This is a genomic window from Lysinibacillus sp. PWR01, assembly GCF_043359455.1.
GTDB lineage: Bacteria > Bacillota > Bacilli > Bacillales_A > Planococcaceae > Lysinibacillus > Lysinibacillus fusiformis_F.
Genome location: NZ_JBHERJ010000056.1, coordinates 92,708 through 115,250, shown reverse-complemented (window position 1 = coordinate 115,250; position 22,543 = coordinate 92,708). Strand labels below are relative to the sequence as shown.

The following is a 22,543-nucleotide window of genomic DNA, read 5'->3' as shown; positions in this document are numbered from 1 at the left end:
AGTTAACATTTTGTAGGTTGGAGTGGAGGGCTACTTGACTCCCGTGGGATAGCGAGACAGGCGAAACCCTGCACGGAGCGGTAGCGGAGGAAGCGATTCGGCGCTCGCCCACAGGAAAGCAAGTAGCCTGCAACGGAAACCATTTTCACCTTTCACAAAAATTCTATTGATGGTTTTGTTTTTCAACAATAGGAAAGCCCCACTTCAACTGAAGCGGGGCTTTCCTATTTATCTTACATATTTAAAGACATTGACAAAGAATAACAGAACGGACAGTGCTACAGCAATGCCACCACCTGATACGAAAAGCTCAAATAACCAGCGTGGTACATCCCAATACACCATCATCATGCCAACAAAAAGGAATGGTAAACCGAGATTGTAAAGCCAGAACTGTGCTTTGGCAAGACCTGTCTCCGCAGCATCTTTATAAGTCGAATAAATTAAACCAATGAATCCAGTAGTCAGCCAACCTACCACACCAATATGAGCATGTGTCGCCTTCCATTGAAGTTGAACCGTATAATGCATAAACAGGCCAAAAGCAAAAACAATCAATAAATAAAAGACTGAAACCTTTATCCATTTAGCACCCATCATCCACAACTCCTTTCTTGAAAGTGATTTTAGCTAGCTGCTACAGTATATTCTTGTCAAATAAAAAAGATGCTTGTATGTATTTGAAAATAAATGTAGTTTGTTTTCGGTAAACTAAAATATTTAATGGGAACTTTTTGTAATATGTAAACTTTTCATGGCGTTCTGCGTTGTATAGGCAGAAGGGAGGTGGACATGGTAAAGCAATCAATGAATGCGTTTCTACAGCAAGCAGGAACGCTGCTATATCGTTATTTGAGAAAACGTGGGTTAGCCCATGAGGATGCAGAAGATATCGTCCAAGATACATGTTATAAATTTTTATTACATAAAAATGGAATTCAGTCAGACAAAGTAATGAGCTGGTTATATCGTGTAGCAACCAATCAATTTTATGATCTCAAGAGAAAAGAAACACGTCATCCAACAACAGAATTAGAGGAAAGTCAATTGACTTCATTCATTCATATTCCTGAGATCCAGATGCTAAAAAAAGAAAAATTAAAGGACATACAGAACACACTCGAAACGCTATCCATCTTGCATCAGGAATTATTAATCCTGAAATATGAGCTGGGATTATCGTATAAGGAAATTTCAGCCTTGATGAATAAGAATGAAAACACACTAAAAACGCATGTCAGACGTGCTAGGGAAGAATTTACTGAACGATTTAAGGAGGATATTCATGATGAATAAAGAAGAAAATGAATTTTTGTTTGATGATAAACAAACGAAAAAAATAATGAGAAGGGCAAGGTTTTGGTCAACAGTCAAAATGATTGGGATTACATTGATTGTTACACCCATTGTGCTAATAGCCTTATGGTATGGGCTGAGGACTTTATCGTTAAATAGTGCTCAAAAAGTAATGGATGATATTCATTTATTTAACGAAATAAGTGCGCCCAATGTTCAAATTAGTAATCAGGTTTATGACGATCATTTGCTTGGAGGAAAAATAACAACAACAACCTATAAGGTGCTTGGAGATCAGCATCGACCCTATATTTGGAAGCCTATCGAAAGTGATTATAATCTGTTTGGAACGCTTACATTCACTTCCTTTTCTAGCTCCATCCAAATAGAAGGTTCAGAATCACTGGCAGAAACACATCAATTCGAACGGTTTAATGACTACACGGGTGATCGAGAAATGTTTTTTTATCACCCTAAAATTGCATACGATCATTATAAAGATAATATTAGTGAACTGAATCAATTGGAGAAAAATACTTTAGTAGAATTAGCTATTTCTTTTGATAATGCCTATCGTTTTGACGACATTAAAAGCAAGCTACCGCCTGAAGTGCAAGTAGATTGGTGGTGGGTGGATGCTTATACAGATGATACGCTAGATTTTATTAAGCAAGGACAGCATACGATTGCAGCTAATCATCCGTACATTTACGGCTTCCAATCAGAGCAATCCAAACCAAAACCCCGACGTTCTTCAAGCGACGAGGTTGACACCTTTATTCGAAACATTGAGCTTCTTCGTAAAGGCAAGAACTTTGAGTGGGAAACAAACCAGGTTTATCAAGCTTTAATAGGGGAAAATGGGACCCTGGAGAAAAGTGATGTGAAAATAACTGGAGCGGTAGTAACTGGTACACCAGAACAATTGCAGTCATTACAAGGACAACCATACATTAAAGGGTCTATATTTGGTGTAATATCAAATCAGAAATAGAGGGCTTGAAAAAAGTAATCAGCACGATCCTGCAGGAAAGGTCAATTTTAGAAAAGCTTATTTTGGATTAACCAGAATAGGCTTTTTTATCTGAAGTAATTTAGTTTAAAATTAAATAGTTTAATGTTAAACTATTTACAGACAAACAAGAAGGAGATGTTGTTGCAATGGGTAAACTACAAAACAAAGTAGTCATCATTACTGGTGGTGCAGGTGGTATTGGTAGTGGAATGGCAAAATCTATGGTAAAGGAAGGGGCGATTGTCACAATTGTGGATTTAAATGCAGAAGCAGGCGAGGCAATGGCAAAAGAATTACAAGAAATGTCTCCACAGTCTATGTTTTTACAGGCGAATCTAATGGAACGCGATGAATTACCAAAAATTATTGATACAGTCGTAGAAAAATACGGTAAACTAGATGTGCTAGTTAATAACGCTCATGCTGCTAAACAAGTTACAATAGAAGAAACTACACAAGCAGATCTTGACTTGTCATTTGGGACAGGTTTTTATCCAACCTTCTATTTAATGCAAGCAGCACTACCACATTTAAAAGAAACAAAGGGTAATATTATTAACTTTGCATCTGGAGCAGGCATTCAAGGTCATGAAACACAGGCAGCTTATGCCGCTGCTAAGGAAGCCATTCGCGGCATTTCACGTGTTGCCGCAAATGAATGGGGACGTTTTGGTATTAATGTCAATATCATTAGTCCGCTTGCTGACTCACCAGGTGTACAGGCATGGGCAAAAGCACAGCCAGAATATTATGAAGCGGTTAGAAGTAAAATCCCACTAGGTCGTTTTGGTGATACTGAGCAAGATATCGGCCGTGTAGCTGTTTTCTTAGCTTCTGACGATTCCCAATACATCACGGGTCAAACGATTATGGTGGATGGGGGTTCACTAATGCTTCATTAATGCTCGGCGTTTGAGGAGGATTTTTTTGAAACAGACAAATATTTTTAAACTGATTCATATGATTGAGCAGGTGAATAATGCCAATATTATACGTTTTACAAAAGCGTTTCCATATCCTTTAGGAATTTCACCTATTTTAGTTTTAAACGAGCTACATGGCAAAGGCCCGCAAAAACAAGCAGAATTAGCCGAAACGATCGGCTATACAAAAGGTGCTATGACGAGCATTGCTGAAAAGTTGGTCAAGCTTGGATTAGCAGAAAGACTGTATGATCCATCCGACCGTCGCACGATTCGCTTACAAATTACAGTTGAGGGTCAAAGTGCTTTAGCAAAGGCTCAATCCATCGGGAAAGAGGTCTTTGTACAGCTTTTTGACGTATTAGATGATGAGGAAATTGCCCAATACTTACGGATTCAAGAAAAATTAGTACAGGGTATCCAGCAGAAAAATGAGTAGCTAATAGTAATGTAAAAAATCAACGCTCCTTTTAAGAGGTGGGTTGATTTTTTATTGGATAGAATACGCAAACTGGCGGATAAAACTCAATATGTGACGGATAGAATGAGGATTCTGGTGGATAGCCTTCTATTTTTGCTGGATAGCCATGCTCTATGCAATTTGGATGACCCTATTAACTGCTTGAATACAATAATTCATTTAAAATCTAATTGTAAAATAGTTGAATTTATTGAAAATTGTCCGGCTTCATTTTATAATCAAAATACGGTTCTATTATAGAGACATTTGAGGTGTAAAATGACATTAAAAACATTAGATAACTCCTTGGAGGTTCTGAAATATTTTAATAAGGAAAATCCTACATGGGGTGTACGTGAGCTAGCGAAAGAGATGGATATTAGTCACTCGATTATTTATCGGATTTTAGCGACCTTCGAAAAACAAGGCTTTCTTATTCAAAATCCTGAGACAAAAAAATATGAATTGGGGCTACGCTTTCTAGAATATGGTCAGATGGTTAAAGATAAATTAAATCTTTCTGACTTTGTTTTACCAATTATGATAAACCTTGCAGATACCATCAAAGAATCCGTGTTTTTAACATGGCTAGATGGAACGGATGGTGTCACAGTGGAAATAGCTGAGAGCTCTCAAACCATTAAGTTTTCGGTGTCGATTGGCACGCGGACACCGCTACATATTGGGGCATCTTGTAAAGTCATCATGGCTTATCTACCTGAAGAGAGAAAAAAGGAGATCATGGAGCATGGGATGAAAAGATTAACTCCTGAAACGATTACTGACCCTGATGAAATGCTAGCTGATTTAGAAAAAATACAACAGCAAGGCTGGTGCTTTTCGACGGGAGAATATTCTCACTCGGTATTTGGGCTAGGTGTACCTCTTTTTAATAGTAAAAAAGAAGTGATTGCCTCTTTAACAATTGCTGGCCCTATTTATCGTAAGCCAACAGAGGAGAAGTTACCTGAAATGGTGAATGTTCTTCAATACGGAGCAATGAATATTCAACGTTATTTCGATCAATACAGCTTTAAATTGTATCATGAATAAGCATGAAAAAGAGGCTCAAGATAGTTAATGTCTATCTTGAGCCTTTGTTTGGATGTCTTTCATGATGGACACAGCCGTGTCGATTTCTTCAAACGTATTAAAATAGTGTGGCGAAAAACGGGCCATTTTAGTAATTTGATTGCGTTCCATAATGGTATTCGCCATAAATGTGCCCGCTTCAATGATGACCCCACGTTCTGCTAAAGCATTGGTTAGATCATCTGGTGACAGCCCTTCAATATTAAACGGTGTAATCGATAATCGATAAGCATTATTTTGCGGGCCATATAAGACAATGCCTGGAATCGTTGCAAGCTGTTCAATTAAATAGTTTGTTAGCTGTTGTACGCGTTCATATATGTGATGGATACCAATATTGTTCGCATAATCAATAGCTGCCCCTAATCCGAAAATACTGGGAATGATCGGACAACCTGGCTCAAAACGTTTAGCTGTTTCTAAAAAAGAATAGGCATTGTTCTGATAATCCCACTGGGTGCTGCCCCAGCCAATCATAATGGGCGTCAATGTTGGAATGAGCGCTTCTCGTACGTATAAAATACCTGATCCTTCAGGGCCGCGTAGCCATTTTCGCCCACATGCAACTAGAAAGTCACAGCCAAGTTCGGCAACATTCATTGGTGTTAAACCAAGTGTTTGATTGGCATTAATCAATGTTAGTACATGGTGTTGCTGGGCTAGCTGACATATTTCTTTGGCGGGCTGGAGTGCCCCAGCAGCATTGGACATATGGGCAAAGGCAATCAATCTCGTTTGAGGGGTGATGAGTAGCTCAAGCGCTTGTAAATCTACCATATATTCATCATTCGTTTTTAACACTTTCAGCTGAACCCCTTGTTGCTGAAGGGCAAGCCAAGGCACATAGTTACTCAACATTTCTGTGTCGAGCACTATGACCTCATCTCCCTGTTTCCATTGCATGCCCCCAGCGACATAATTAATAGCCACTGAACCGTTTGGCACAAAGGCAATTTCCTCTTTTATTGCGCCGATAAACAATGCGGCTTGCTCTCGAATACGCTCTACTTGAGCATACGTTTCTTGACGAAAAGAGGGCAAGTAGGGACCAATACTTGCTTGTTTTTGGAGATAGCTCGTCATTTCATCCACTACTGGCTGTGGCATGGCAGATGCAGCAGCTGTGTTTAGATAAATATAGTGTTCAAGTAGCGGCATATCCTGTTGTATTTTCCTCATGTCTATCATTGTACACACCAACCTTATAAAATGATTAATTCTTTCGAATAGGTCATCAAATTTTCGTAACCATCTTCTGTGACAATTAAATTATCCTCGATACGAACACCAGCAACATCCTGCACATAGATACCTGGCTCCACAGTAAAGGCCATGCCTGGCTTTAACATTAGTTGATTACGTTGCATCATATAAGGCTCTTCATGTGCGCTTAAACCAATGCCATGGCCAAGTCGATGTGTGAAATAATCGCCATAGCCAGCATCGCAAATAATGCCTCTTGCCAGATCATCGATGGCATGAGCTGGCATACCTGGTTTTATGGCTGCTATGGCCGTTTCATTTGCTTGCTTCACAATGCTGTAAATCGTTTTTAGCGTTGGAGAAACTTCTCCTAAAGCAACCGTTCTGGTCATATCCGCCACATAGCCCTTATAAATAGCACCAAAATCTATGACGATTAATTCGCCTGTCTCTATTTTTTTCGTGCTTGCTCTACCATGAGGAAGCGCACCTCGATAACCCGAAGCAACAATAGTCCCAAAAGGTGTTCCTTCTGATCCGCGTCGTCTCATTTCATATTCTAATTGGGCTGCGACTTCCATTTCTGAAATACCTGCTTGAATAATTGGTAATGTGGCTGCTAGACTTTCTTCGACAATCTGTACAGCCTGACGCATAAGGGCTATTTCATGTTCATCTTTTTCCATACGTATATCACGAATGGATGCTCCGATATCACATAAATTGTCATATGTAAGGTTTTCGATAGCCTTCTGTTCCTTCACGCGCATGGCGTCATATTCAATACCAAGTGTCTGCGCTATTCCTAATTCTTTTTTTAGTTGCTGGATGGCCTGTGTAGGTCCTTCTTCATCTGAATAGGATAAGATTGTCCCACCATTACTCAAGTCTACTTTTGTTAATTCTACTTGTGGAACGAGAAAATATAATTGATTATGAGCGGTGATAGCGACTACTGTTAAGCGTTCACTTTGCTTTAACTGAAGGCCTGTAAAATAATACATGTTTGACCCTGGCACTAGTACCGCTACATCAATCGACTGTTGCTGCATACGGGAAACGAGCTGCTCTCTTCTTTTTTGAAACATTGAGTGATTCCTCCTAAATAAAATTGTTTCTATTATAGAGACGTTGTATCTTGAAAATAGTATATATCAACAATAATGAATTTTCAATAAATTAAGATAGCACCATTTTGATAGAAGGGGATGAATGTAAAAGGAAGATAATTGACAAATGAGGGAATAGTATGCTGTAAAATTAGTAAATACTAGTGTACGTCTTTTTTTCGTTCATTATGCATATAAGTAGACTAGATAAACTTTTTTCCAACTTAATACGTCAAAAAGAGGGGCAAAATTGTTAAGCAAGAAAGGACTTATGTATGGAAAAAAATATGAAACGCTCAAAAGAGAAAAAGAGCAAGAAAAAATTATGGCTGTGGATTGTTGGTAGCCTATTAGCAATTTTTTTGATTTTTATAGGTACTGCCTACTTTACCATCCAAAAAACTATGAATAAAATAAATACACCACTTATTCAAACAACAGATGCAGCACAACCAGAAGAAAAAACAGTGATTAAAAAAGATCCATTTTCGGTTCTGATGCTTGGGGTCGATGAACGAAAAGATGATAGTGGTCGTTCCGATACCATGATTGTAATCACTGTGAATCCTGAAAAACAGACAATGAAAATGCTTAGTATACCCCGTGATACACGAACAGAAATCGTTGGTCATGACACAGTAGATAAGATTAATCATGCCTATGCCTTTGGGGGCGTCCCAATGGCTGTGGATACGGTCGAGAATTTTTTAAATATACCCATTGATTATTATGTGTTTATTAATATGGAGGGCTTTTTACAAATTATTGACACGCTGGGTGGCGTAACAATCGATAATGATATGGATTTAACCTATGACGAATACCATTATCCAAAGGGAGAAATCACATTAGATGGTAATGAGGCCCTTATTTTTTCTCGTATTCGTTATGAAGATCCCCGAGGTGATTTTGGACGTCAAATTCGACAACGCCAAATCATTGAAGCGGTGATGAAAAAAGCTTCTACACCATCAACATTATTAAAGGCAACCGATATGCTGAATGTACTAGGCGACAATGTTCGCATGAATTTCTCTGTGAAGGACCTTATTCAGCTACAAAGTATTTATAAAAAAATGGATAAGGATATTGAGCAGTTATCGTTTGAAGAGGGAGATGGAGAAAGGATTAACCGCATTTGGTACTACATTCCGAATGAGGCAGAGCTTCAAAAAATACAAACAGATTTAAAAAACCATTTACAAAGCAAGTAAGCAAGTTGCTTACAATATGTCGCATACGAGTTGTAAACTTTTTGGCCACGAAGGGAGGGAGATGAATGAATGGGAGGACCCAGGTGCTGAGGTATACAGCGCTGAATCATTGCATGCAAAGCTATGTACCTAAACGTAAAGTGCGAAAAAATCCAGTCCAATCAGCGGTAAGAGGCCTACAAGTATTGTGTTTAAAATTGTTTATGTAAGGGATAAAAAATCATTCAGGTAGGGTGCATGCCTAGTTGAATGATTTTTTTGCTGTTATCCATCATTTTTCGATATTTCTTGAAATATCTGAAAATTAAGTGTATACTGACATTAGAAATGGTTAAAGGAGTGATTGTGATGATTATAGGCACAATTTTATTAGCATTTGCATTACCAGTTGGTATCGTATTAGCAGTAGATTTATTAAACGAGCAGCATCACTCTGCTACACAAACTAACCATTCATAACGGTGAAACATCAAAATAGCAATTTCTAGACAATGTTACTTTGTAGCCTTGTCTATTTTTCTATGAATAGGAAACAATTTGTGTGATTCATTCGTCAATAATAGTGAGAAAATGTTATACTATTAAAAAACAGTATCGGGGAATGAGCATGCAAGAGGAAAAAACATCCAATCTAAAAAAAGAAATACTATCCTACATCAAAATTATTGTCATTACAGCTGTTGTTGTTTTTGGCTGTAAGCAATTTTTATTTGCGCCGATTAAAGTGCAGGGAGCATCGATGTACCCGACTTACCATGATAAGGATATTATTATTGTAAGTAAAACAAGTAAAATCGAACGTTTCGATCAAATTGTTTTCCAATCACCTGTTGAGGATGAGTTATATATTAAGCGTGTCATTGGTCTTCCAGGGGATAAAGTGGAAATGAAAGACGATGTATTGTATGTCAATGGCAAAGCATACAAAGAAGATTATGTTAACCGTCAAACGGATGATCCTAATCAATTACGCATTACGGAAAACTTTACATTGGAACAATTAGTAAATGAAAAAGAAGTGCCAAAGGGCATGTATTTTGTGCTTGGTGACAATCGTCTAAAAAGTAGTGACAGTCGCCATTATGGTTTAATTTCAGAGGATGCAGTGTACGGTGAATCAAAATTAATACTATATCCATTTAGTCATTTTCATATTGGTTCAAAATGATGAAAAAAGAGGTCACTCCATTGAGTAGCCTCTTTTTTATTGTTGGGGTAAATCGGTACAGCTTTTATAAGTGGGATAATAGACACAAATCCTTGAATTTTCAACGGTTTCCTTGATGGGCGATGGCTTACTTTTCATGGGAGATTGCATTGCTGTTTCTTCATTTGTGAACGCTTCTTCTACTAATTCTACGCCATAAAATAGTATTAAAAAATAGCAGACAAATCCTACTATACGCAAACAATCACCTCGTAAAATAGTTATTGTATGTTATTATATATGGTCAAATTCGTCGAAATATAAGCAGAAAATCGAAATTTTCTCTCGATGAAAAGATTGTTAGATGTAAAAAACTCTATAAAAAAAGCTATTGTCAATGAAATTTTGATGTGCTACTATAGCTAAAGTAAATATTTGATCTGTATAACCTCAATAATATGGATTGAGGGTCTCTACCAGGAACCATAAAATCCTGACTACAAAACTTTGCTTTATTTTTGTAGTCAGGATTTTTTATTTTGTTTTAAAATAATCTCCTACAAAAATGAGCGTGTAACGAAGGGGAGATTACGATGAATTGGAGAGTTTATATTCTTGCTATGACTACCTTTGCAGTAGGGTTAGTTGAATTAATTGTTGGTGGCATACTGCCAAATATTGCAGAGGATTTAGATGTATCTTTAGCGACAGCGGGGCAATTAATTACTATTTTTGCACTAGTTTATGCAATTTCTGCGCCAGTCCTACTATCCTTGACAGCCAAGGTGGAACGGAAGCGCTTATTCCTTATTTCTTTATTTATTTTCACGTTAGGAAATCTCATGACTTTCTTTAGTACAACGTTCATCATTGTGCTAATTGCACGTATTTTCACAGCCATGAGTACAGCGTTAGTGATTGTTTTATCATTAACGATTACAACCAAAATCGTAGAGCCTCGCCATCGCGCTAAAGCACTTGGACTTGTTTTTATGGGCGTAAGTTCTGCGCTTGTGATCGGTGTGCCAATGGGTATTTTTATTACAGAAGCGTTTGGCTGGCGAGCTGTATTTTTAGGTATTAGTGTACTGTCAACGATTTCAATGATATTAATTGCCTTATTACTTGAAAAAATGCCAATTGGAGAAGTAGTGCCACTCAAGGCGCAAATCAAATCTCTGGCGAATTTAAAAATCCTGACAGCGCAGTTAACTACCTTGTTTATGCTAGCTGGTCATTACATGCTCTATGCTTATTTAACACCATTTTTAGTAGAGGCATTTGATATGAGTGCTTCATGGATTAGTATTTGTTACTTAATCTTTGGTATTGCCTCTGTTAGTGGGAATGCTGTAGGTGGCTGGGTCAGTGATAAAATTGGCACAAGTAAAGCCATTATTTTAATTGTCTCGGCCTTCGCCATTGTCTTATTCAGTATTCCTTATACAATTATTGCCTTACCACTGTTTTTAGTGTTTACGGTTTTATGGGGTGCGTTGAGCTGGGCATTGACACCGCCATTACAAAATTATTTAATTCAAGCGGATCCTCAATCATCCGATATTCAGCAAAGCTTAAATACAGCTGCCCTGCAAATTGGTATTTCTATCGGATCAGCAGTTGGTGGCGCAATGTTTGCCTGGACAGGATCTGTTATGCACTTAGCTAGCTTCGGTACGATTCTAGTTCTCTGTGCTTTAGGCTGTGCCATCTTCTCTATTAAAAGAGCACCACTTGGACAGGAGCAGCACGTAGATTATCAATCAGCACAACATAACTCATAATAGAACAACAGCCATGAAAGGTATTGGGAAAGCCATCCCAATACCTTTTTAATTGGTTTGCATGAATCTATTTTCATACGCTTTCCAAAATTAAATTCTCTATGGTTTCTTAGCATACTCTAATTACCTATGGAATAGATTGTTGTAGTTAATGAATTTACAGATTTGAGGAGTTTGAGATTTTAAGAGCGAATATTATTTTCAAGAAAAATAGTAGGAGACCTTCATCTCTTGTAAATGGAAGGAGAACCCAATGACTGAATATCATCAACAATCATCTGCTGAAGTCATGAAGATATTGAACGTCACCACACAAGGTTTGACTGATGATGACGTCCAAAAAAGGCAACAGGTCTATGGCTATAATGTATTAGAGGAAGGGAAAAAAACAAGTACGTTGGCTGTTTTCATGGGCCAATTTAAAGATTTATTGGTCATCATTTTACTCGTTGCTGCCATTGTTTCCTTTCTACTAGGAGAAGTAGAAAGCACCATTGTGATCATGATTGTGGTCATTTTAAATGCCATTTTAGGTACAGTGCAGCATGTCAAGGCAGAACAGTCACTAGATAATCTGAAAGCCTTGACCTCTCCCATTGCCAAGGTCATGCGCAATAATCAACTAGTAGAAATTCCTTCTGAAGAAATTGTAGTAGGAGACCTTCTGATGTTGGAGGCAGGAGACTATATCAATGCAGATGGCAGACTACTAGAAAGCCATAATTTACACATCAACGAAAGCTCTCTTACAGGCGAATCGATAGCTGTGGCCAAAAGTACAGACCCTATTCGAAAAAACAATATCACCATTGCGGATAAGAAAAATATGGTGTACTCAGGAAGCTTTGTGACCAATGGACGTGGCATCGTGATGGTTACGGCAATCGGGATGCAGACGGAAATCGGAAAAATTGCGAATTTACTCGATACAGCCAAGGAAAAGAAAACACCGTTACAGATTAGCCTTGATCAATTCGGTGAAAAATTAGCATTAGGGATTACGCTGATTTGTTTAGCGATTTTTACTATTGACCTTATCCGAGGACGAGCCTTAGTGGAATCCTTTATGTTTGCCGTATCTCTTGCTGTTGCGGCTATTCCAGAGGCTTTGAGCTCCATTGTGACCATCGTATTAGCTTTTGGCACCCAAAAGATGGCGAAGGAAAATGCGATCATTCGCAAGCTGTATGCTGTTGAAAGCTTAGGGAGTGTATCGGTCATTTGTTCCGATAAAACAGGTACTTTAACAGAAAATAAAATGGTGGTACAGGAAGTTTTTGTAGACCAGAAGAAGATTCCCCATGACTGGCTTAATCCAACGAACCCAGTGGAAAAAGAGCTAATGGTAAAAGCCCTTTTATGTAGTGATGCTGTAGAGCGTGAGCAGAAAGAAATCGGCGATCCTACAGAAATTGCGCTCGTGAAATTGGGGAAACAGTATGGTTTAGATGAATTGAATATCCGCGAGCAATATCCACGCCTGGCTGAAATTCCATTTGATTCGACGAGGAAGCTCATGAGCACTGTCAATCAGATGGACAAGCAACCCGTCATGATTACCAAAGGGGCTTTAGATGTACTCTTGCCAAAAGTGACACGAATCAAAACATCAACAGGCATTTTTGAGATGACCCCGCAGCATCGTCAGAAAATCGAGGCGATGAATCGTGATTTTTCTATGAATGGCTTAAGGGTGTTAGCCATTGCTTATAAGGAGGTATTGCCTCTACAAAAAGTCGATACAAGAGCGGAACGAGATTTAATCTTTGTGGGCTTAGTGGCAATGATGGACCCGCCAAGAAAAGAATCAAAAGAGGCTGTGGAAAGCTGTATAAAAGCAGGTATTAAGCCCGTCATGATTACAGGGGACCATAAAATTACAGCAACGGCTATTGCCGAACAAATTGGTATTTTACAAAATCCAGCAGAAGCGATAGAAGGACATGCACTCGAGGGTCTAACCGATCAAGAGCTACAAGATAAAGTACATGATTATTCTGTGTATGCTCGTGTTACACCAGCCCAAAAAATCCGTATTGTTAAAGCATGGCAGGATAAAGGGCATGTTGTCGCCATGACAGGGGATGGTGTCAATGACGGCCCTGCTCTGAAACAAGCAGATATTGGGGTAGCTATGGGCGTGACGGGAACAGAGGTTGCAAAAGATGCCTCGTCCATGATTTTAACTGATGATAATTTTTCAACGATTGTTAAAGCAATCGCCAATGGCCGTAGCATCTATACAAATATTAAAAATGCCATTCTGTTCTTATTATCTGGAAATGCAGGCGCTATTTTTGTCGTGTTGTATGCAACGGTTCTGGGCTTACCTGTTCCTTTTGCACCTGTCCATCTATTATTCATCAACTTATTAACAGATAGTCTGCCAGCTATCGCCATCGGTTTAGAGCCAAATAATAAGAAAACAATGAAGGACAAGCCTAGAAACATTCATACCCCTTTATTAAATAAAGCCTTTACCACACAAGTCGTGCTTGAAGGGATATTAATCGCCATTTCCACCATTATTGCGTTTCAAATCGGTTTATCGACAGGCGATACGTTAACAGCGAGCACGATGGCCTTTACAACGCTATGCTTATCAAGGTTAGTGCATGGCTTTAACTCTCGATCCAAACAATCCATTTTTGCTATTGGTGTATTTTCGAATAAATATACGTGGTTTGCCTTTATCATTGGTGTGCTAAGTTTACACATTGTTTTATTTATGCCAATGCTTACAACGGTCTTTGAGGTAGCTCCATTAACACTAGCACAGCTAGGCTTTATTTATAGCCTATCGGTGTTACCATTCCTAGTCAATCAATGGTATAAGCTACTGTTTGTGAGAAACCGATAATAGATAAAAAAAGAAGCTTCCGTTAGGTAATAAACGGAGGCTTCTTTTTAGCGTGGAGAGGCTAATAACCAGCCTTTACTCTTACTTAGGTCAATCAATTTCGCTCCAAGTAGGGCATAACGCATATGGAGTTCACCATACTTGGTTAGATGTGTTTTCTTTACTGCCAGTTCTAAAGCTTGGCTTACGGCAATCAAAGAGGAGGCAATATTCATCGATAAAATAGCACTAATTTCGCTATCATTAATGAAAGATTTTCCACGAATATCCGTTATTTTCATTTTGCTGTACTCTATCGAGGCTGTTGGTGCTAGCACACCGTTTTCCTTTAATAGCAGTGTTAGCTGTTTATTTTCTTCTTTTAAACATTGAATAAATTCCAATGTTAGGATTTTTAAGTTTTTATCACGCGTATGCTTAAAAAAGGCATGGCTTGAAGCAATATAGCCTTGATTGACACCGAGCTGTGACCAAAGCTTAAAAATCTCCTTAAATCGTAATGATGCTAGATTTTCATTTATCATTGTCATCCTGACACTTCCTAACTCTTAGTTTGAATTAAGATTAGGATGGAGCAGTAAATGACATTCTATTCATCTTTTACAATAAAAAATGAATAAGAGGTCGCTAATAGTACATGCCATAAGAATACGTATGAGGGTAATGATATGGATAAGGGTATGGACATGGTTTCATATATTGCTGTGGCATGGTTGGTTTATAAGGGGCTTGATCGGTTGCTGATTTGACACGATTGCAGCCTTTTGCTGGTCCAATATAAGTTGTAGGAACAATCGGTGCAATAGTTTTCTTCCATTGCTCTTCATCTAAACAATACGTATGGGCCATAATATTGGCTGGTGTGAATTTTAAGATATCAGAGCCTAAAATGACCTCTGGCGTTGGCGCATCAAAAATAGCGAGTAGATGTGTGTTATCTTCTGTTGCTACCTCATAATGCCACCAGCCCTGTGGTATATTGGCAACTTGCCCAGGCTTGATGGGATAGTTTTGAATTTTCTTGGTAAAGGGATTCAATAGAGAAACCGTTGCTGCTCCTGCAATACAATAGACAAGCTCGGCTGCATTTTGATGGTAATGTGGCTCGATGACATTGTCTTTACTTAAAAAAATATCAAGCAAAGATGTATTTTCTAATGTATTTAATTGTTCCACACCGAGAATATTAATGTAATTTCGGGAGTCTTTTTTAAAAAGCGTACTTTTATTGACATCAAACGTGAACGCTGCAGAAGGGGAGCTATAATCGATATTTGAGCTGATACTTACATCCTTTCTCATGTAAATTGAGCTATTCATCATCATAGATTATGTTTTAAGGGCTTCTAGACTTACACAAATGCCTAGATGCCGCTAGCATCTGTCTGGATAAAAATTAGCTAAAATTACCACTTCTATTTCAGAACGTATGTGCGTATAATGAAAACACAAACGTTTGTTCTTAGTTGTGAAAAACTCTGTTCAACATGTAACGCACGTAAACAGAGTCAGTAAAGGAGCATTCAACATGAAAGAACAGTTAATAAAAGCCATGCACCGTCACCAAATCGTCCACATGATGTATATAGCGAAATCAGGTGCCATTACAAAAAGGCGCGTGAAAATCATCAACATCACAGGTGATTCCTTTACCGCCTTTTGCTTTACAAGGCTAGCGAAGCGTACGTTTCTTATTAACAATGTTCTAGCACTTCTGCCTATTTTACAGCGAGAGTCTGAGGTCATATGAATTACGACGACTTCCCACAAAGAGATATTTTTTGTATTGATATGAAATGTTTTTATGCGAGCTGTATCGCTATGCTAGAAGGGCTAGATGTTCTGACAGATCCGATTGCCGTCATCGGTAATTTTGAGCAACCAGGCAGTATTGTTCTGGCTGCTTCCCCGATGATGAAAGAAAAATTTAACATTAAAACAGGGAATAGACGTTATGAAATTCCCCAACACCCAGATATTAAGCTGTTTGAGCCAAAAATGTCCTTTTTTCTAGAGATGTCCATGGCCATTACGCGTCTGATTGCACAATATGTCCCTCCAGAGGCGATCCATGTTTATAGTGTGGATGAAAGCTTTGTAGATCTAACGGGAACAGAGCAACTTTGGGGCTCACCTGAGCAGGTAGCCAAATTGATTCAGGAAGATATCTATGAAAAGTTTCGCATTCCGTCCGCCATTGGCATGGGACCAAATATGCTGATGGCTAAATTAGCGTTAGATCTAGAGGCAAAAAAGTCAGGCTTTGCCAAATGGACCTATGCAGATGTGCCACCAAAGCTTTGGCCAGTACGTTCTTTATCTGATATGTGGGGGATTGGTAAACAGATGGCAGCCAATTTAAATGCGATGGGCATCCAAACAGTCGGTGGATTAGCCCATGCCGATTTAGCCGAATTAGAAAAGCGTTTTGGTATTATGGGTAATCAATACTATTACCATGCATGGGGCATTGATCTCTCCACATTGGGGGAGCCACTAGTGAACAATGCGGCATTAAGCTTTGGGAAGGGCCAAATGCTGATGAAGGATTATCACACACGAAAGGATATTGCGGTTGTGCTGTTAGAAATGTGTGAGGATGTGATGCGACGTACACGAGAAGCGGGGTATGTAGGGCGGACGGTTAGCTTGGGGCTCTCTTATAGTCGCAATGCGATGACAAAAGGGTTCCATCGCTCAAGAACCATCGAAAGTCCAACTAATGAGACCCTTGTCATGTATCAGACATGTCTGGCCTTACTAGATGAGCATTTTGCGGGTGAGCCAGCACGTCAATTATCGGTTAGACTGACAAACCTAGAGCCAGAGCGTAGTATTCAACTTGATTTATTTGATGAGCGGAGGGAACAACGACAGGTCATTGGTCATGTCATGGATGCGATTCGCAGAAAATATGGAGTGGTGGCCTTATTACGCGCAGCCTCCTATACAAACGCTGGTACGGCTATTTCACGGAATCGCTTAGTTGGCGGGCATTTAGCATAAGGAGTGAAAAAATGATAAGAGATAGAGGAACGATGAAATGGACAGCGATGATGCTACCAGAGCATTTAATGCTTTTGAAGGCGTGGAAACAAGAGATGTTGACAGAGTCACCTCGGGAACATGCTGAATGGGAGCTTGAAGAACTACAGCAAACAATCACACGAGCATTCGTACAACATAACTATATTATGTTAACTATATGGGAACATGGTAACTATGTGCAATGGGGAGGTACCATTCAAGCAATGAACAAGGAGCAGTTGCTACTTGAAACCATTACCACAACGAAGCATATTCCCTTAAGGTATATTTATGCTGCTCGTATAGAAGATGATGGCTGTGATTAATGGAGAGCAACGACGATTATTACATCAATATGTGCTGCTTGATTTAGCCGTGAAATCCTTGCAGCACGATCTGACAGTGGCAGAACATTTTAAGATGAAGCGTGTATTTTTACCTGCCATGGATGCCTTGTTAAAGCAGCTACACAAAGATTATTTTCAATTGAAACGTCAGCTCGCCCAACAAAAAATACGATTAGTTGGCTGGCACCGGATTGATGACTACTTTAGTGATGTGCAAGTGGCTACCGCAGGCAATGATGAGGTGCTACGCTATGCCAACCAAGCATTAAAAACCCAGGTGGAGGAGCTTATGAATAAACATCTACACAATGCATAGGCTTACGTTTACGACGAAAAAGCCAAAAGCTGATGACAAGAATGGTCAGCTTTTGGCTGGCTTTATTTCTCGATAGGTTTCACATCCATTTGCTCAACAAGAAATTCATTGTTAGAACGATTGAATTGATAGGTGATACGAACATTGGCTACATAAATGGGTGACGCTATCTTTAGAGCGGCAAATTCAAAACGATTTGCTCACCAATAGGCCCCATTCTTCTTACGCCATGATCCACAAAGCCTACTTTGATATACAAATTCTGTGCAGCTATATTTTTATGATTGACGACTAACACCACTTCGTTACATTCTTTAAATTCCTGCTTCACAAAATCAGCAAGAGCAAACATGGCCATTTTAGCATAGCCCTTACCTTGTTGCTGATGATCGATGGATAGGGCAGTTAGTAACATGGCCTGAGGATTACTAGAATACTCCTTAACTCTGTCCGTTGCATGAAGAACAAAAAAGCCAACAGGTACATCATCACTTAAAATCACAATCGGATATTGTCCTACCTTTTCAATCGCAATCTCTTTAGGAAGAGCTGTAAATTGGTGTTGTTCTTCCGGTAATTCAAAACGATTTAACTGTTCTACGTAGTTTTTAGAGAAATGTACTAACGCAATACTCGTTGTTTTTTGCATAAAAAAGCCTCCTTTTTTAATATTTTAAACATAGAACAAATGTTCGTCAAGGAGGCTTGTATAAAAATAATATGGGGGCAGGTCATTTTAACTTAATAGGGTACCAAAAAATAAAATAAAAGAAATACTAATAATCACAATAAGAGTGATTACCATTGTCAAAATTCCTCGAAGCAAGGTCGTTAAATTTTTCACATCTTTCATGCCGACCAGGCTTAGATAAAAGCAGGCAATGGACAAGAGAAGTGTCAATAGTAATGGATGTAAATGAAGATGTGTGTCAAAGAAGCCTTTCAATGTGCCTGATAGAAAAAATAGTAGGATGCAACCCAAAGATAAAATAAATGACCAAAAATTTAAATTAATTCTCATTATTTTCCTCCTTCCTATAAAAACGAATTTGTTGTAGGAATGTTTCGATGATTCCGCTTGATAGGGAAAAGGAGAAACTAAACGAGCAGTTGCTAAAAGAGGGTCACTTGGACGAAAGTGACCCAAAGTACCATAAAGGAGTATAAAGTAAAGTTGAAAGAACTTTACACTACTATTAGTATGTGAAGCTAGCTGTTTAAGATAGTTATCTATCTCAGCCGCTAGCTATTAATTGTTTGTCAAAAATAAAATGAGCTAGAAAAAAACGATGAGGGGGAGTTTAGAGGAATAGCTGGGTAGCGTTTCATTGTAAAAGGCTTTAGCTTCTGTAATGGAACAGAGGCTAAAGCCCGAGGCGATCAATTAACACATAAAGCTAGCACCAACGATAATAAGAAGGATGAATAGTACAACAATAAGCACGAATGTCGAGCTATTGCCACTTCCATTGTCCCCGCCACAGTAACTATTGAAATTACTAACATTTCCATAGTAACTCATGAAACATACCTCCTTTCTTTCTTCTAAAGTATGTACAGGACAAAAGGGGGAGCGTTATGGAGCCAAGCCACAATGAGAGAAAATGTGAAAGAGCAAATCATTGCCTGAGTTGAACCTTCATTTTGAACGCTTTACCTTATTATTATGATGAAATAGTAGCTTGAGCTAGTTGTTAGCCTGCACAGCACTAGAAAATGCTATCACGAGCAGGTAAAGACTTTTTGGCAAGGGGAGGGGGGTGATTTCCGTTATGTCAGTGTACGATGAGCCCATTCACTTATTGTGTTCGCTTCCAACTAGTTACAGCATCAAAAATAATGAAACAAATTCTACTAATTGTTTTGTTTTCATCACTATGTAAAAAAACATCCGTTCTAGGATGTTTTTTAGTATAACGGCTGCTGCATATGACAAGAAGGGAAGCCGTTCACATCATGAATCATATGAAGATCGTACTGCTTTAAGGCAAATTGACTTTGATACAAATATTCAAGGACAAGAAGCTTTCCACCTGATACGCCACAGAGGACACCGGAAGTTCCTTGACCATTTGTGAAAGAAACACCAACGGGCTGACCGATTAAATATGGAATTTTATGTTGCCAAGGCACAATAGCCACTCCTTTCACTATAATATATGAAAGGAGTGACTAGAGGTTCTTGCCTTTACTAAATCGTTACCAAATATTAGTGAATCTATTTTCTTTCATCATCATTCACATGGTAATATAAGTTATAATTGGGGTTATAAAGAATTGTGAGTTATTAACGATCGGGAGGAGAAATGATGAAATTTAAAATAGGGATCACATTTATTCTAGGCTTCTTACTACTCATGCTTGCTGCATGCACACCAACTGAAAAAAAGGAGAGCCAACTTCACGAGAAAGAGCAAATAACAGATGACGAAGAGATGGTGTTCTCATTTGAGCACCCTCAAACCAAACAAAAATACAAAATCATTCATGCCAATCAACTGTTTTATCCCTATATTGAAAAGGTCAAAGAGAACCCGAATCTTTCAACCTCGGAAACCTTGGAACTGTATAATAAGGAAATCATTCAACCAATCAACCAGGATTGTTTTGAAAATGGGGAGTATTATCATATGGCAGAAACCCTGCTTAATACGGTTCCTAACAGGCTAACAGAAATACAAGTGGTAAGTGAAAAAATGGAGACGCATAAAGCAGAAATCAATCAAGCCATTCAAGAATCTCTTTTGAAATCCGCAGACCTCTTACCCTCTCGAAGTGATGTAGCCGTTTGCGTATTCCCTTCCGCAACCAATAATAGAATACCCTTCGCAGTTGGGGCGGGCAAAATTATAATTCCGTATTCTCTAGGTGGTTCAGATGAATATTTAAAGGGAACCATTGCCCATGAATACCATCACAGCGTTTGGGCGGAGAAGCATACGAATAAAGTTAAGACGTTTTCGATTTTGGATAATATAGTCTTCGAAGGAAAAGCCGTCATGTTCCAAAAGTCCGTATTTCCTGACATCCACCTGATTTCGGTGGACTTGACCTACAATAAGGAATTATGGTCTCAAATTGAACCAGATTTAAACAAGTCTAACTTAAAACGATCCTTAGAGATTGTCCATGGTGGCAAAGAATTACCGTATAATTACGGTTACAGTGAAGGCTACAAGATGGTTAAATCCTATCTAGACTTGCATCCTAATCAAACACCAGAGGATTGGACAGCCTTAAGTGCACAAGAAATTTTTGAAGAAGGAAAATACTTGGAACACTATCAATAACTATTTTAGGATGACACTTATTTGTGAGGGGCCAAAATTAAAGACAGAGCACTTTTGCTTACGGATTACCTTGTGAACTAGTAAAACATGCAGCGTAATGATAGGTCCTTCTCAATTGAAAAGCAACAAACAATGAGTCACTACGGTTTTGAATCGCAGTGGCTTATTCTCTTTAATGAGCACTAACTGTCAAATATTCTTTTACGTAAGGTTCACAATTATTCGAAAAAAAGAAGAGAAATATGAATTTTACAAAAATATTAGGAACACCTTTTCCGACAATACAAACGAAGCAAATTCAATTAAGAAAGTTAAAGCCAGAGGATGCTATAAACTTATACAACTATTATTCAAATGAAAAGGTCTATCGTTATCTGGATTGGAACGGACCAGAGTCACTCGAAAAAAGTTATGAAGTCATTAATAGTTGGAACGAAGGCTATGAAAAGGGGTGGCTTATTCGTTTTGCCATTGCTGACAAGTCGACAGATGAAGTAATTGGAACGATTTTTTTAAGTGAATTTGTAGGAAAACGAGCTGAAATAGGCTACGAATTATCGGAAAGATACTGGCATCGAGGCATTATGACAGAAGCGGTGAATGAAATATTATCTTTTGGCTTTAATCAATTAGGTCTAGTCAGGATACGGGCAACTGTTGCTACAGAAAACATTGCGTCCAAGAAGTTACTAACGAAGGGTATTTAAGACAATATGAATATCATAGTGTTACAGGACAAAGTAGCGATATGTTGATCTACTCATTATTACAGACAGAGTTTGCAAAAAAAGGTAGGAAAATTAGTGTGTTATCAAAGCAACCTTAGCTGTTCAAAGTGCCAAAATATAAATGCCGCAAAGTCATAGTATGCTGATGGAATGAGGAGAACCTCCCCAAGAACGATGCAACGGGTTGTTAATGAATAGTTTGCTCTAAATCATGAAAAAATCTGCGGCTAAACAAAGTATGTAAAAAGGGATAGCATTGTACAAAAACATCTTGGGGGCGATGTTAAAGGTGCTATCCCGACATTAATGTATGTGAAAGGACTTAAGAACATTACCACTGTAAGTAAATTGAAAAGTAATTGAAATAAGGGTGAAAAGTTTTTTACATGGATTTCATGACGCATCCAACATATTCAGCGTTAAAAGGGAGTACTGGAGTTGAGCTAGATGAAAGATTGCTGAAAGTAAACAATGTTTATTTTTCAAAAAATAAAGCTAATGCATTTAGTAACCCAGAACTGACTAGATTTTTAAATGGTAATGGAATCAAAGAAATACATATTGTCGGTTTGTTTACAGAAGGCTGTTCTCTTTACAATAATTTTCATACGACCGTCGTGAAAGATGCAGTGGCAAGTTCAAGTGATAAAAAGAGATTAATAGCATTAAATAAGTTAAGATCAAATAAGGTGAAAGTTATTGATTCTTTTCAGTTATTAGAGATGCTTTGAA

27 protein-coding genes and 1 riboswitch are annotated in these 22,543 nt (G+C 38.4%); of the genes, 17 read left to right on the top strand and 10 right to left on the bottom strand.

The window, feature by feature from the left end; all coding sequences use genetic code 11:
- Positions 1–228: 228 nt before the first annotated feature.
- The gene (locus tag ACEVFT_RS12165; RefSeq protein ID WP_205447559.1) at positions 229–597 is read right to left on the bottom strand and encodes a hypothetical protein; all 369 of its coding nucleotides are present in this window, start codon (positions 595–597) and stop codon (positions 229–231) included.
- A gap of 195 nt (positions 598–792) precedes the next feature.
- Here ACEVFT_RS12165 and ACEVFT_RS12160 point away from each other — a divergent pair, with 195 nt between their 5' ends.
- The 5 genes from ACEVFT_RS12160 (at position 793) to ACEVFT_RS12140 (ending at position 4,747) form a co-directional block, all read left to right on the top strand.
- Positions 793–1,296, top strand: a complete 504-nt coding sequence (locus ACEVFT_RS12160) for an RNA polymerase sigma factor (protein WP_393950026.1) — start codon at positions 793–795, stop codon at positions 1,294–1,296.
- Positions 1,289–2,290: an anti sigma factor C-terminal domain-containing protein gene (locus ACEVFT_RS12155; RefSeq protein ID WP_205447557.1), complete on the top strand. Its 1,002-nt coding sequence runs from the start codon at positions 1,289–1,291 to the stop codon at positions 2,288–2,290. Before ACEVFT_RS12160 ends, ACEVFT_RS12155 begins: the two co-directional genes overlap by 8 nt.
- 167 nt (positions 2,291–2,457) lie before the next feature.
- Complete coding sequence (locus tag ACEVFT_RS12150) at positions 2,458–3,213, top strand: SDR family NAD(P)-dependent oxidoreductase (protein ID WP_205443998.1); 756 nt, start codon at positions 2,458–2,460, stop codon at positions 3,211–3,213.
- Positions 3,214–3,238: 25 nt separating this feature from the next.
- On the top strand, positions 3,239–3,673 hold the full coding sequence (locus ACEVFT_RS12145) for a MarR family winged helix-turn-helix transcriptional regulator (protein ID WP_243456226.1): 435 nt from the start codon (positions 3,239–3,241) through the stop codon (positions 3,671–3,673).
- 300 nt (positions 3,674–3,973) lie between these two features.
- Positions 3,974–4,747 carry an IclR family transcriptional regulator gene (locus ACEVFT_RS12140; protein ID WP_004230566.1) on the top strand — a complete coding sequence of 258 codons (774 nt, stop codon included), beginning with the start codon at positions 3,974–3,976 and terminating at the stop codon, positions 4,745–4,747.
- Positions 4,748–4,771: 24 nt separating this feature from the next.
- On the opposite strand, the gene ACEVFT_RS12135 is transcribed toward ACEVFT_RS12140, so the two are convergent.
- Both ACEVFT_RS12135 and ACEVFT_RS12130 read right to left on the bottom strand, forming a co-directional pair.
- Positions 4,772–5,974, bottom strand: a complete 1,203-nt coding sequence (locus tag ACEVFT_RS12135; RefSeq protein WP_393950023.1) for an aminotransferase class V-fold PLP-dependent enzyme — start codon at positions 5,972–5,974, stop codon at positions 4,772–4,774.
- 14 nt (positions 5,975–5,988) lie between these two features.
- Positions 5,989–7,077 (bottom strand): M24 family metallopeptidase, encoded by a 1,089-nt coding sequence (locus ACEVFT_RS12130; RefSeq protein ID WP_393950021.1) that lies wholly within the window; start codon positions 7,075–7,077, stop codon positions 5,989–5,991.
- A 296-nt stretch (positions 7,078–7,373) separates the two neighbouring features.
- On the opposite strand from ACEVFT_RS12130, the gene ACEVFT_RS12125 reads away from it, so the two are divergent.
- From ACEVFT_RS12125 to lepB, 3 genes are all read left to right on the top strand, one after another.
- Entirely contained in the window at positions 7,374–8,312 is a 939-nt protein-coding gene (locus ACEVFT_RS12125) for an LCP family glycopolymer transferase (protein ID WP_205443995.1), read from the top strand.
- 348 nt (positions 8,313–8,660) lie between these two features.
- Positions 8,661–8,771 (top strand): hypothetical protein, encoded by a 111-nt coding sequence (locus ACEVFT_RS12120; RefSeq protein WP_016995537.1) that lies wholly within the window; start codon positions 8,661–8,663, stop codon positions 8,769–8,771.
- A gap of 148 nt (positions 8,772–8,919) precedes the next feature.
- Complete coding sequence (gene lepB / locus ACEVFT_RS12115) at positions 8,920–9,480, top strand: signal peptidase I (protein WP_342440752.1); 561 nt, start codon at positions 8,920–8,922, stop codon at positions 9,478–9,480.
- Positions 9,481–9,516: 36 nt separating this feature from the next.
- Here the strand turns inward: lepB and ACEVFT_RS12110 are convergent, their stop codons facing one another.
- Positions 9,517–9,720, bottom strand: coding sequence for a hypothetical protein (locus ACEVFT_RS12110; protein WP_393950018.1), 204 nt, complete (start codon positions 9,718–9,720; stop codon positions 9,517–9,519).
- A 159-nt stretch (positions 9,721–9,879) separates the two neighbouring features.
- A riboswitch (purine riboswitch) is annotated at positions 9,880–9,979 on the top strand.
- Between the two features lie 73 nt (positions 9,980–10,052).
- On the opposite strand from ACEVFT_RS12110, the gene ACEVFT_RS12105 reads away from it, so the two are divergent.
- Positions 10,053–11,243 carry an MFS transporter gene (locus ACEVFT_RS12105; protein ID WP_342440750.1) on the top strand — a complete coding sequence of 397 codons (1,191 nt, stop codon included), beginning with the start codon at positions 10,053–10,055 and terminating at the stop codon, positions 11,241–11,243.
- Positions 11,244–11,496: 253 nt separating this feature from the next.
- Positions 11,497–14,103 (top strand): cation-translocating P-type ATPase, encoded by a 2,607-nt coding sequence (locus tag ACEVFT_RS12100; protein WP_342440749.1) that lies wholly within the window; start codon positions 11,497–11,499, stop codon positions 14,101–14,103.
- Between the two features lie 47 nt (positions 14,104–14,150).
- Here the strand turns inward: ACEVFT_RS12100 and ACEVFT_RS12095 are convergent, their stop codons facing one another.
- The gene (locus ACEVFT_RS12095; RefSeq protein ID WP_243456224.1) at positions 14,151–14,633 is read right to left on the bottom strand and encodes a DUF3231 family protein; all 483 of its coding nucleotides are present in this window, start codon (positions 14,631–14,633) and stop codon (positions 14,151–14,153) included.
- 97 nt (positions 14,634–14,730) lie between these two features.
- A complete protein-coding gene (locus ACEVFT_RS12090; protein ID WP_393950030.1) occupies positions 14,731–15,387 on the bottom strand; it encodes a cupin domain-containing protein in 657 nt (218 codons plus the stop codon).
- Between the two features lie 244 nt (positions 15,388–15,631).
- Here ACEVFT_RS12090 and ACEVFT_RS12085 point away from each other — a divergent pair, with 244 nt between their 5' ends.
- The 4 genes from ACEVFT_RS12085 to ACEVFT_RS12070 are packed head-to-tail and all read left to right on the top strand — an operon-like array spanning position 15,632 to position 17,793.
- The gene (locus ACEVFT_RS12085) at positions 15,632–15,853 is read left to right on the top strand and encodes a transcriptional regulator (protein WP_205443991.1); all 222 of its coding nucleotides are present in this window, start codon (positions 15,632–15,634) and stop codon (positions 15,851–15,853) included.
- Positions 15,850–17,109 (top strand): Y-family DNA polymerase, encoded by a 1,260-nt coding sequence (locus tag ACEVFT_RS12080; RefSeq protein WP_342440748.1) that lies wholly within the window; start codon positions 15,850–15,852, stop codon positions 17,107–17,109. The genes ACEVFT_RS12085 and ACEVFT_RS12080 overlap by 4 nt, the downstream gene beginning before the upstream one ends.
- Positions 17,110–17,120: 11 nt before the next feature.
- Positions 17,121–17,456 (top strand): YolD-like family protein, encoded by a 336-nt coding sequence (locus tag ACEVFT_RS12075; RefSeq protein ID WP_393950016.1) that lies wholly within the window; start codon positions 17,121–17,123, stop codon positions 17,454–17,456.
- On the top strand, positions 17,440–17,793 hold the full coding sequence (locus tag ACEVFT_RS12070) for a YhjD family protein (protein WP_393950015.1): 354 nt from the start codon (positions 17,440–17,442) through the stop codon (positions 17,791–17,793). The genes ACEVFT_RS12075 and ACEVFT_RS12070 overlap by 17 nt, the downstream gene beginning before the upstream one ends.
- Positions 17,794–17,965: 172 nt before the next feature.
- Here the strand turns inward: ACEVFT_RS12070 and ACEVFT_RS12065 are convergent, their stop codons facing one another.
- The 4 genes from ACEVFT_RS12065 to ACEVFT_RS12050 form a co-directional block, all read right to left on the bottom strand.
- A complete protein-coding gene (locus ACEVFT_RS12065) occupies positions 17,966–18,442 on the bottom strand; it encodes a GNAT family N-acetyltransferase (protein WP_342440739.1) in 477 nt (158 codons plus the stop codon).
- A gap of 87 nt (positions 18,443–18,529) precedes the next feature.
- A complete protein-coding gene (locus tag ACEVFT_RS12060; protein WP_393950013.1) occupies positions 18,530–18,814 on the bottom strand; it encodes a hypothetical protein in 285 nt (94 codons plus the stop codon).
- Positions 18,815–19,177: 363 nt separating this feature from the next.
- Positions 19,178–19,315, bottom strand: a complete 138-nt coding sequence (locus tag ACEVFT_RS12055; RefSeq protein WP_243456223.1) for a YjcZ family sporulation protein — start codon at positions 19,313–19,315, stop codon at positions 19,178–19,180.
- 386 nt (positions 19,316–19,701) lie between these two features.
- Positions 19,702–19,926, bottom strand: a complete 225-nt coding sequence (locus tag ACEVFT_RS12050) for a hypothetical protein (protein WP_205443984.1) — start codon at positions 19,924–19,926, stop codon at positions 19,702–19,704.
- A 176-nt stretch (positions 19,927–20,102) separates the two neighbouring features.
- Between ACEVFT_RS12050 and ACEVFT_RS12045 the strand changes: the two genes are divergently transcribed.
- The 3 genes from ACEVFT_RS12045 (at position 20,103) to ACEVFT_RS12035 (ending at position 22,542) form a co-directional block, all read left to right on the top strand.
- Entirely contained in the window at positions 20,103–21,083 is a 981-nt protein-coding gene (locus tag ACEVFT_RS12045) for a DUF2268 domain-containing putative Zn-dependent protease (RefSeq protein ID WP_393950010.1), read from the top strand.
- A gap of 242 nt (positions 21,084–21,325) precedes the next feature.
- Positions 21,326–21,790, top strand: coding sequence for a GNAT family N-acetyltransferase (locus ACEVFT_RS12040; protein WP_393950008.1), 465 nt, complete (start codon positions 21,326–21,328; stop codon positions 21,788–21,790).
- Between the two features lie 416 nt (positions 21,791–22,206).
- The gene (locus tag ACEVFT_RS12035; protein ID WP_393950006.1) at positions 22,207–22,542 is read left to right on the top strand and encodes a cysteine hydrolase family protein; all 336 of its coding nucleotides are present in this window, start codon (positions 22,207–22,209) and stop codon (positions 22,540–22,542) included.
- Position 22,543: the final 1 nt, after the last annotated feature.

Bases quoted from the DNA above. Each gene is read 5' to 3' on its own strand.
- ACEVFT_RS12165 (WP_205447559.1), bottom strand. From the start codon at position 597: ATGGGTGCTAAATGGATAAAGGTTTCAGTCTTTTATTTATTGATTGTT.
- ACEVFT_RS12160 (WP_393950026.1), top strand. From the start codon at position 793: ATGGTAAAGCAATCAATGAATGCGTTTCTACAGCAAGCAGGAACGCTG.
- ACEVFT_RS12155 (WP_205447557.1), top strand. From the start codon at position 1,289: ATGAATAAAGAAGAAAATGAATTTTTGTTTGATGATAAACAAACGAAA.
- ACEVFT_RS12150 (WP_205443998.1), top strand. From the start codon at position 2,458: ATGGGTAAACTACAAAACAAAGTAGTCATCATTACTGGTGGTGCAGGT.
- ACEVFT_RS12140 (WP_004230566.1), top strand. From the start codon at position 3,974: ATGACATTAAAAACATTAGATAACTCCTTGGAGGTTCTGAAATATTTT.
- ACEVFT_RS12135 (WP_393950023.1), bottom strand. From the start codon at position 5,974: ATGATAGACATGAGGAAAATACAACAGGATATGCCGCTACTTGAACAC.
- ACEVFT_RS12130 (WP_393950021.1), bottom strand. From the start codon at position 7,077: ATGTTTCAAAAAAGAAGAGAGCAGCTCGTTTCCCGTATGCAGCAACAG.
- ACEVFT_RS12125 (WP_205443995.1), top strand. From the start codon at position 7,374: ATGGAAAAAAATATGAAACGCTCAAAAGAGAAAAAGAGCAAGAAAAAA.
- ACEVFT_RS12120 (WP_016995537.1), top strand. From the start codon at position 8,661: ATGATTATAGGCACAATTTTATTAGCATTTGCATTACCAGTTGGTATC.
- lepB (WP_342440752.1), top strand. From the start codon at position 8,920: ATGCAAGAGGAAAAAACATCCAATCTAAAAAAAGAAATACTATCCTAC.
- ACEVFT_RS12105 (WP_342440750.1), top strand. From the start codon at position 10,053: ATGAATTGGAGAGTTTATATTCTTGCTATGACTACCTTTGCAGTAGGG.
- ACEVFT_RS12100 (WP_342440749.1), top strand. From the start codon at position 11,497: ATGACTGAATATCATCAACAATCATCTGCTGAAGTCATGAAGATATTG.
- ACEVFT_RS12095 (WP_243456224.1), bottom strand. From the start codon at position 14,633: ATGACAATGATAAATGAAAATCTAGCATCATTACGATTTAAGGAGATT.
- ACEVFT_RS12085 (WP_205443991.1), top strand. From the start codon at position 15,632: ATGAAAGAACAGTTAATAAAAGCCATGCACCGTCACCAAATCGTCCAC.
- ACEVFT_RS12080 (WP_342440748.1), top strand. From the start codon at position 15,850: ATGAATTACGACGACTTCCCACAAAGAGATATTTTTTGTATTGATATG.
- ACEVFT_RS12075 (WP_393950016.1), top strand. From the start codon at position 17,121: ATGATAAGAGATAGAGGAACGATGAAATGGACAGCGATGATGCTACCA.
- ACEVFT_RS12070 (WP_393950015.1), top strand. From the start codon at position 17,440: ATGATGGCTGTGATTAATGGAGAGCAACGACGATTATTACATCAATAT.
- ACEVFT_RS12065 (WP_342440739.1), bottom strand. From the start codon at position 18,442: ATGCAAAAAACAACGAGTATTGCGTTAGTACATTTCTCTAAAAACTAC.
- ACEVFT_RS12060 (WP_393950013.1), bottom strand. From the start codon at position 18,814: ATGAGAATTAATTTAAATTTTTGGTCATTTATTTTATCTTTGGGTTGC.
- ACEVFT_RS12055 (WP_243456223.1), bottom strand. From the start codon at position 19,315: ATGAGTTACTATGGAAATGTTAGTAATTTCAATAGTTACTGTGGCGGG.
- ACEVFT_RS12045 (WP_393950010.1), top strand. From the start codon at position 20,103: ATGAAATTTAAAATAGGGATCACATTTATTCTAGGCTTCTTACTACTC.
- ACEVFT_RS12040 (WP_393950008.1), top strand. From the start codon at position 21,326: ATGAATTTTACAAAAATATTAGGAACACCTTTTCCGACAATACAAACG.
- ACEVFT_RS12035 (WP_393950006.1), top strand. From the start codon at position 22,207: ATGACGCATCCAACATATTCAGCGTTAAAAGGGAGTACTGGAGTTGAG.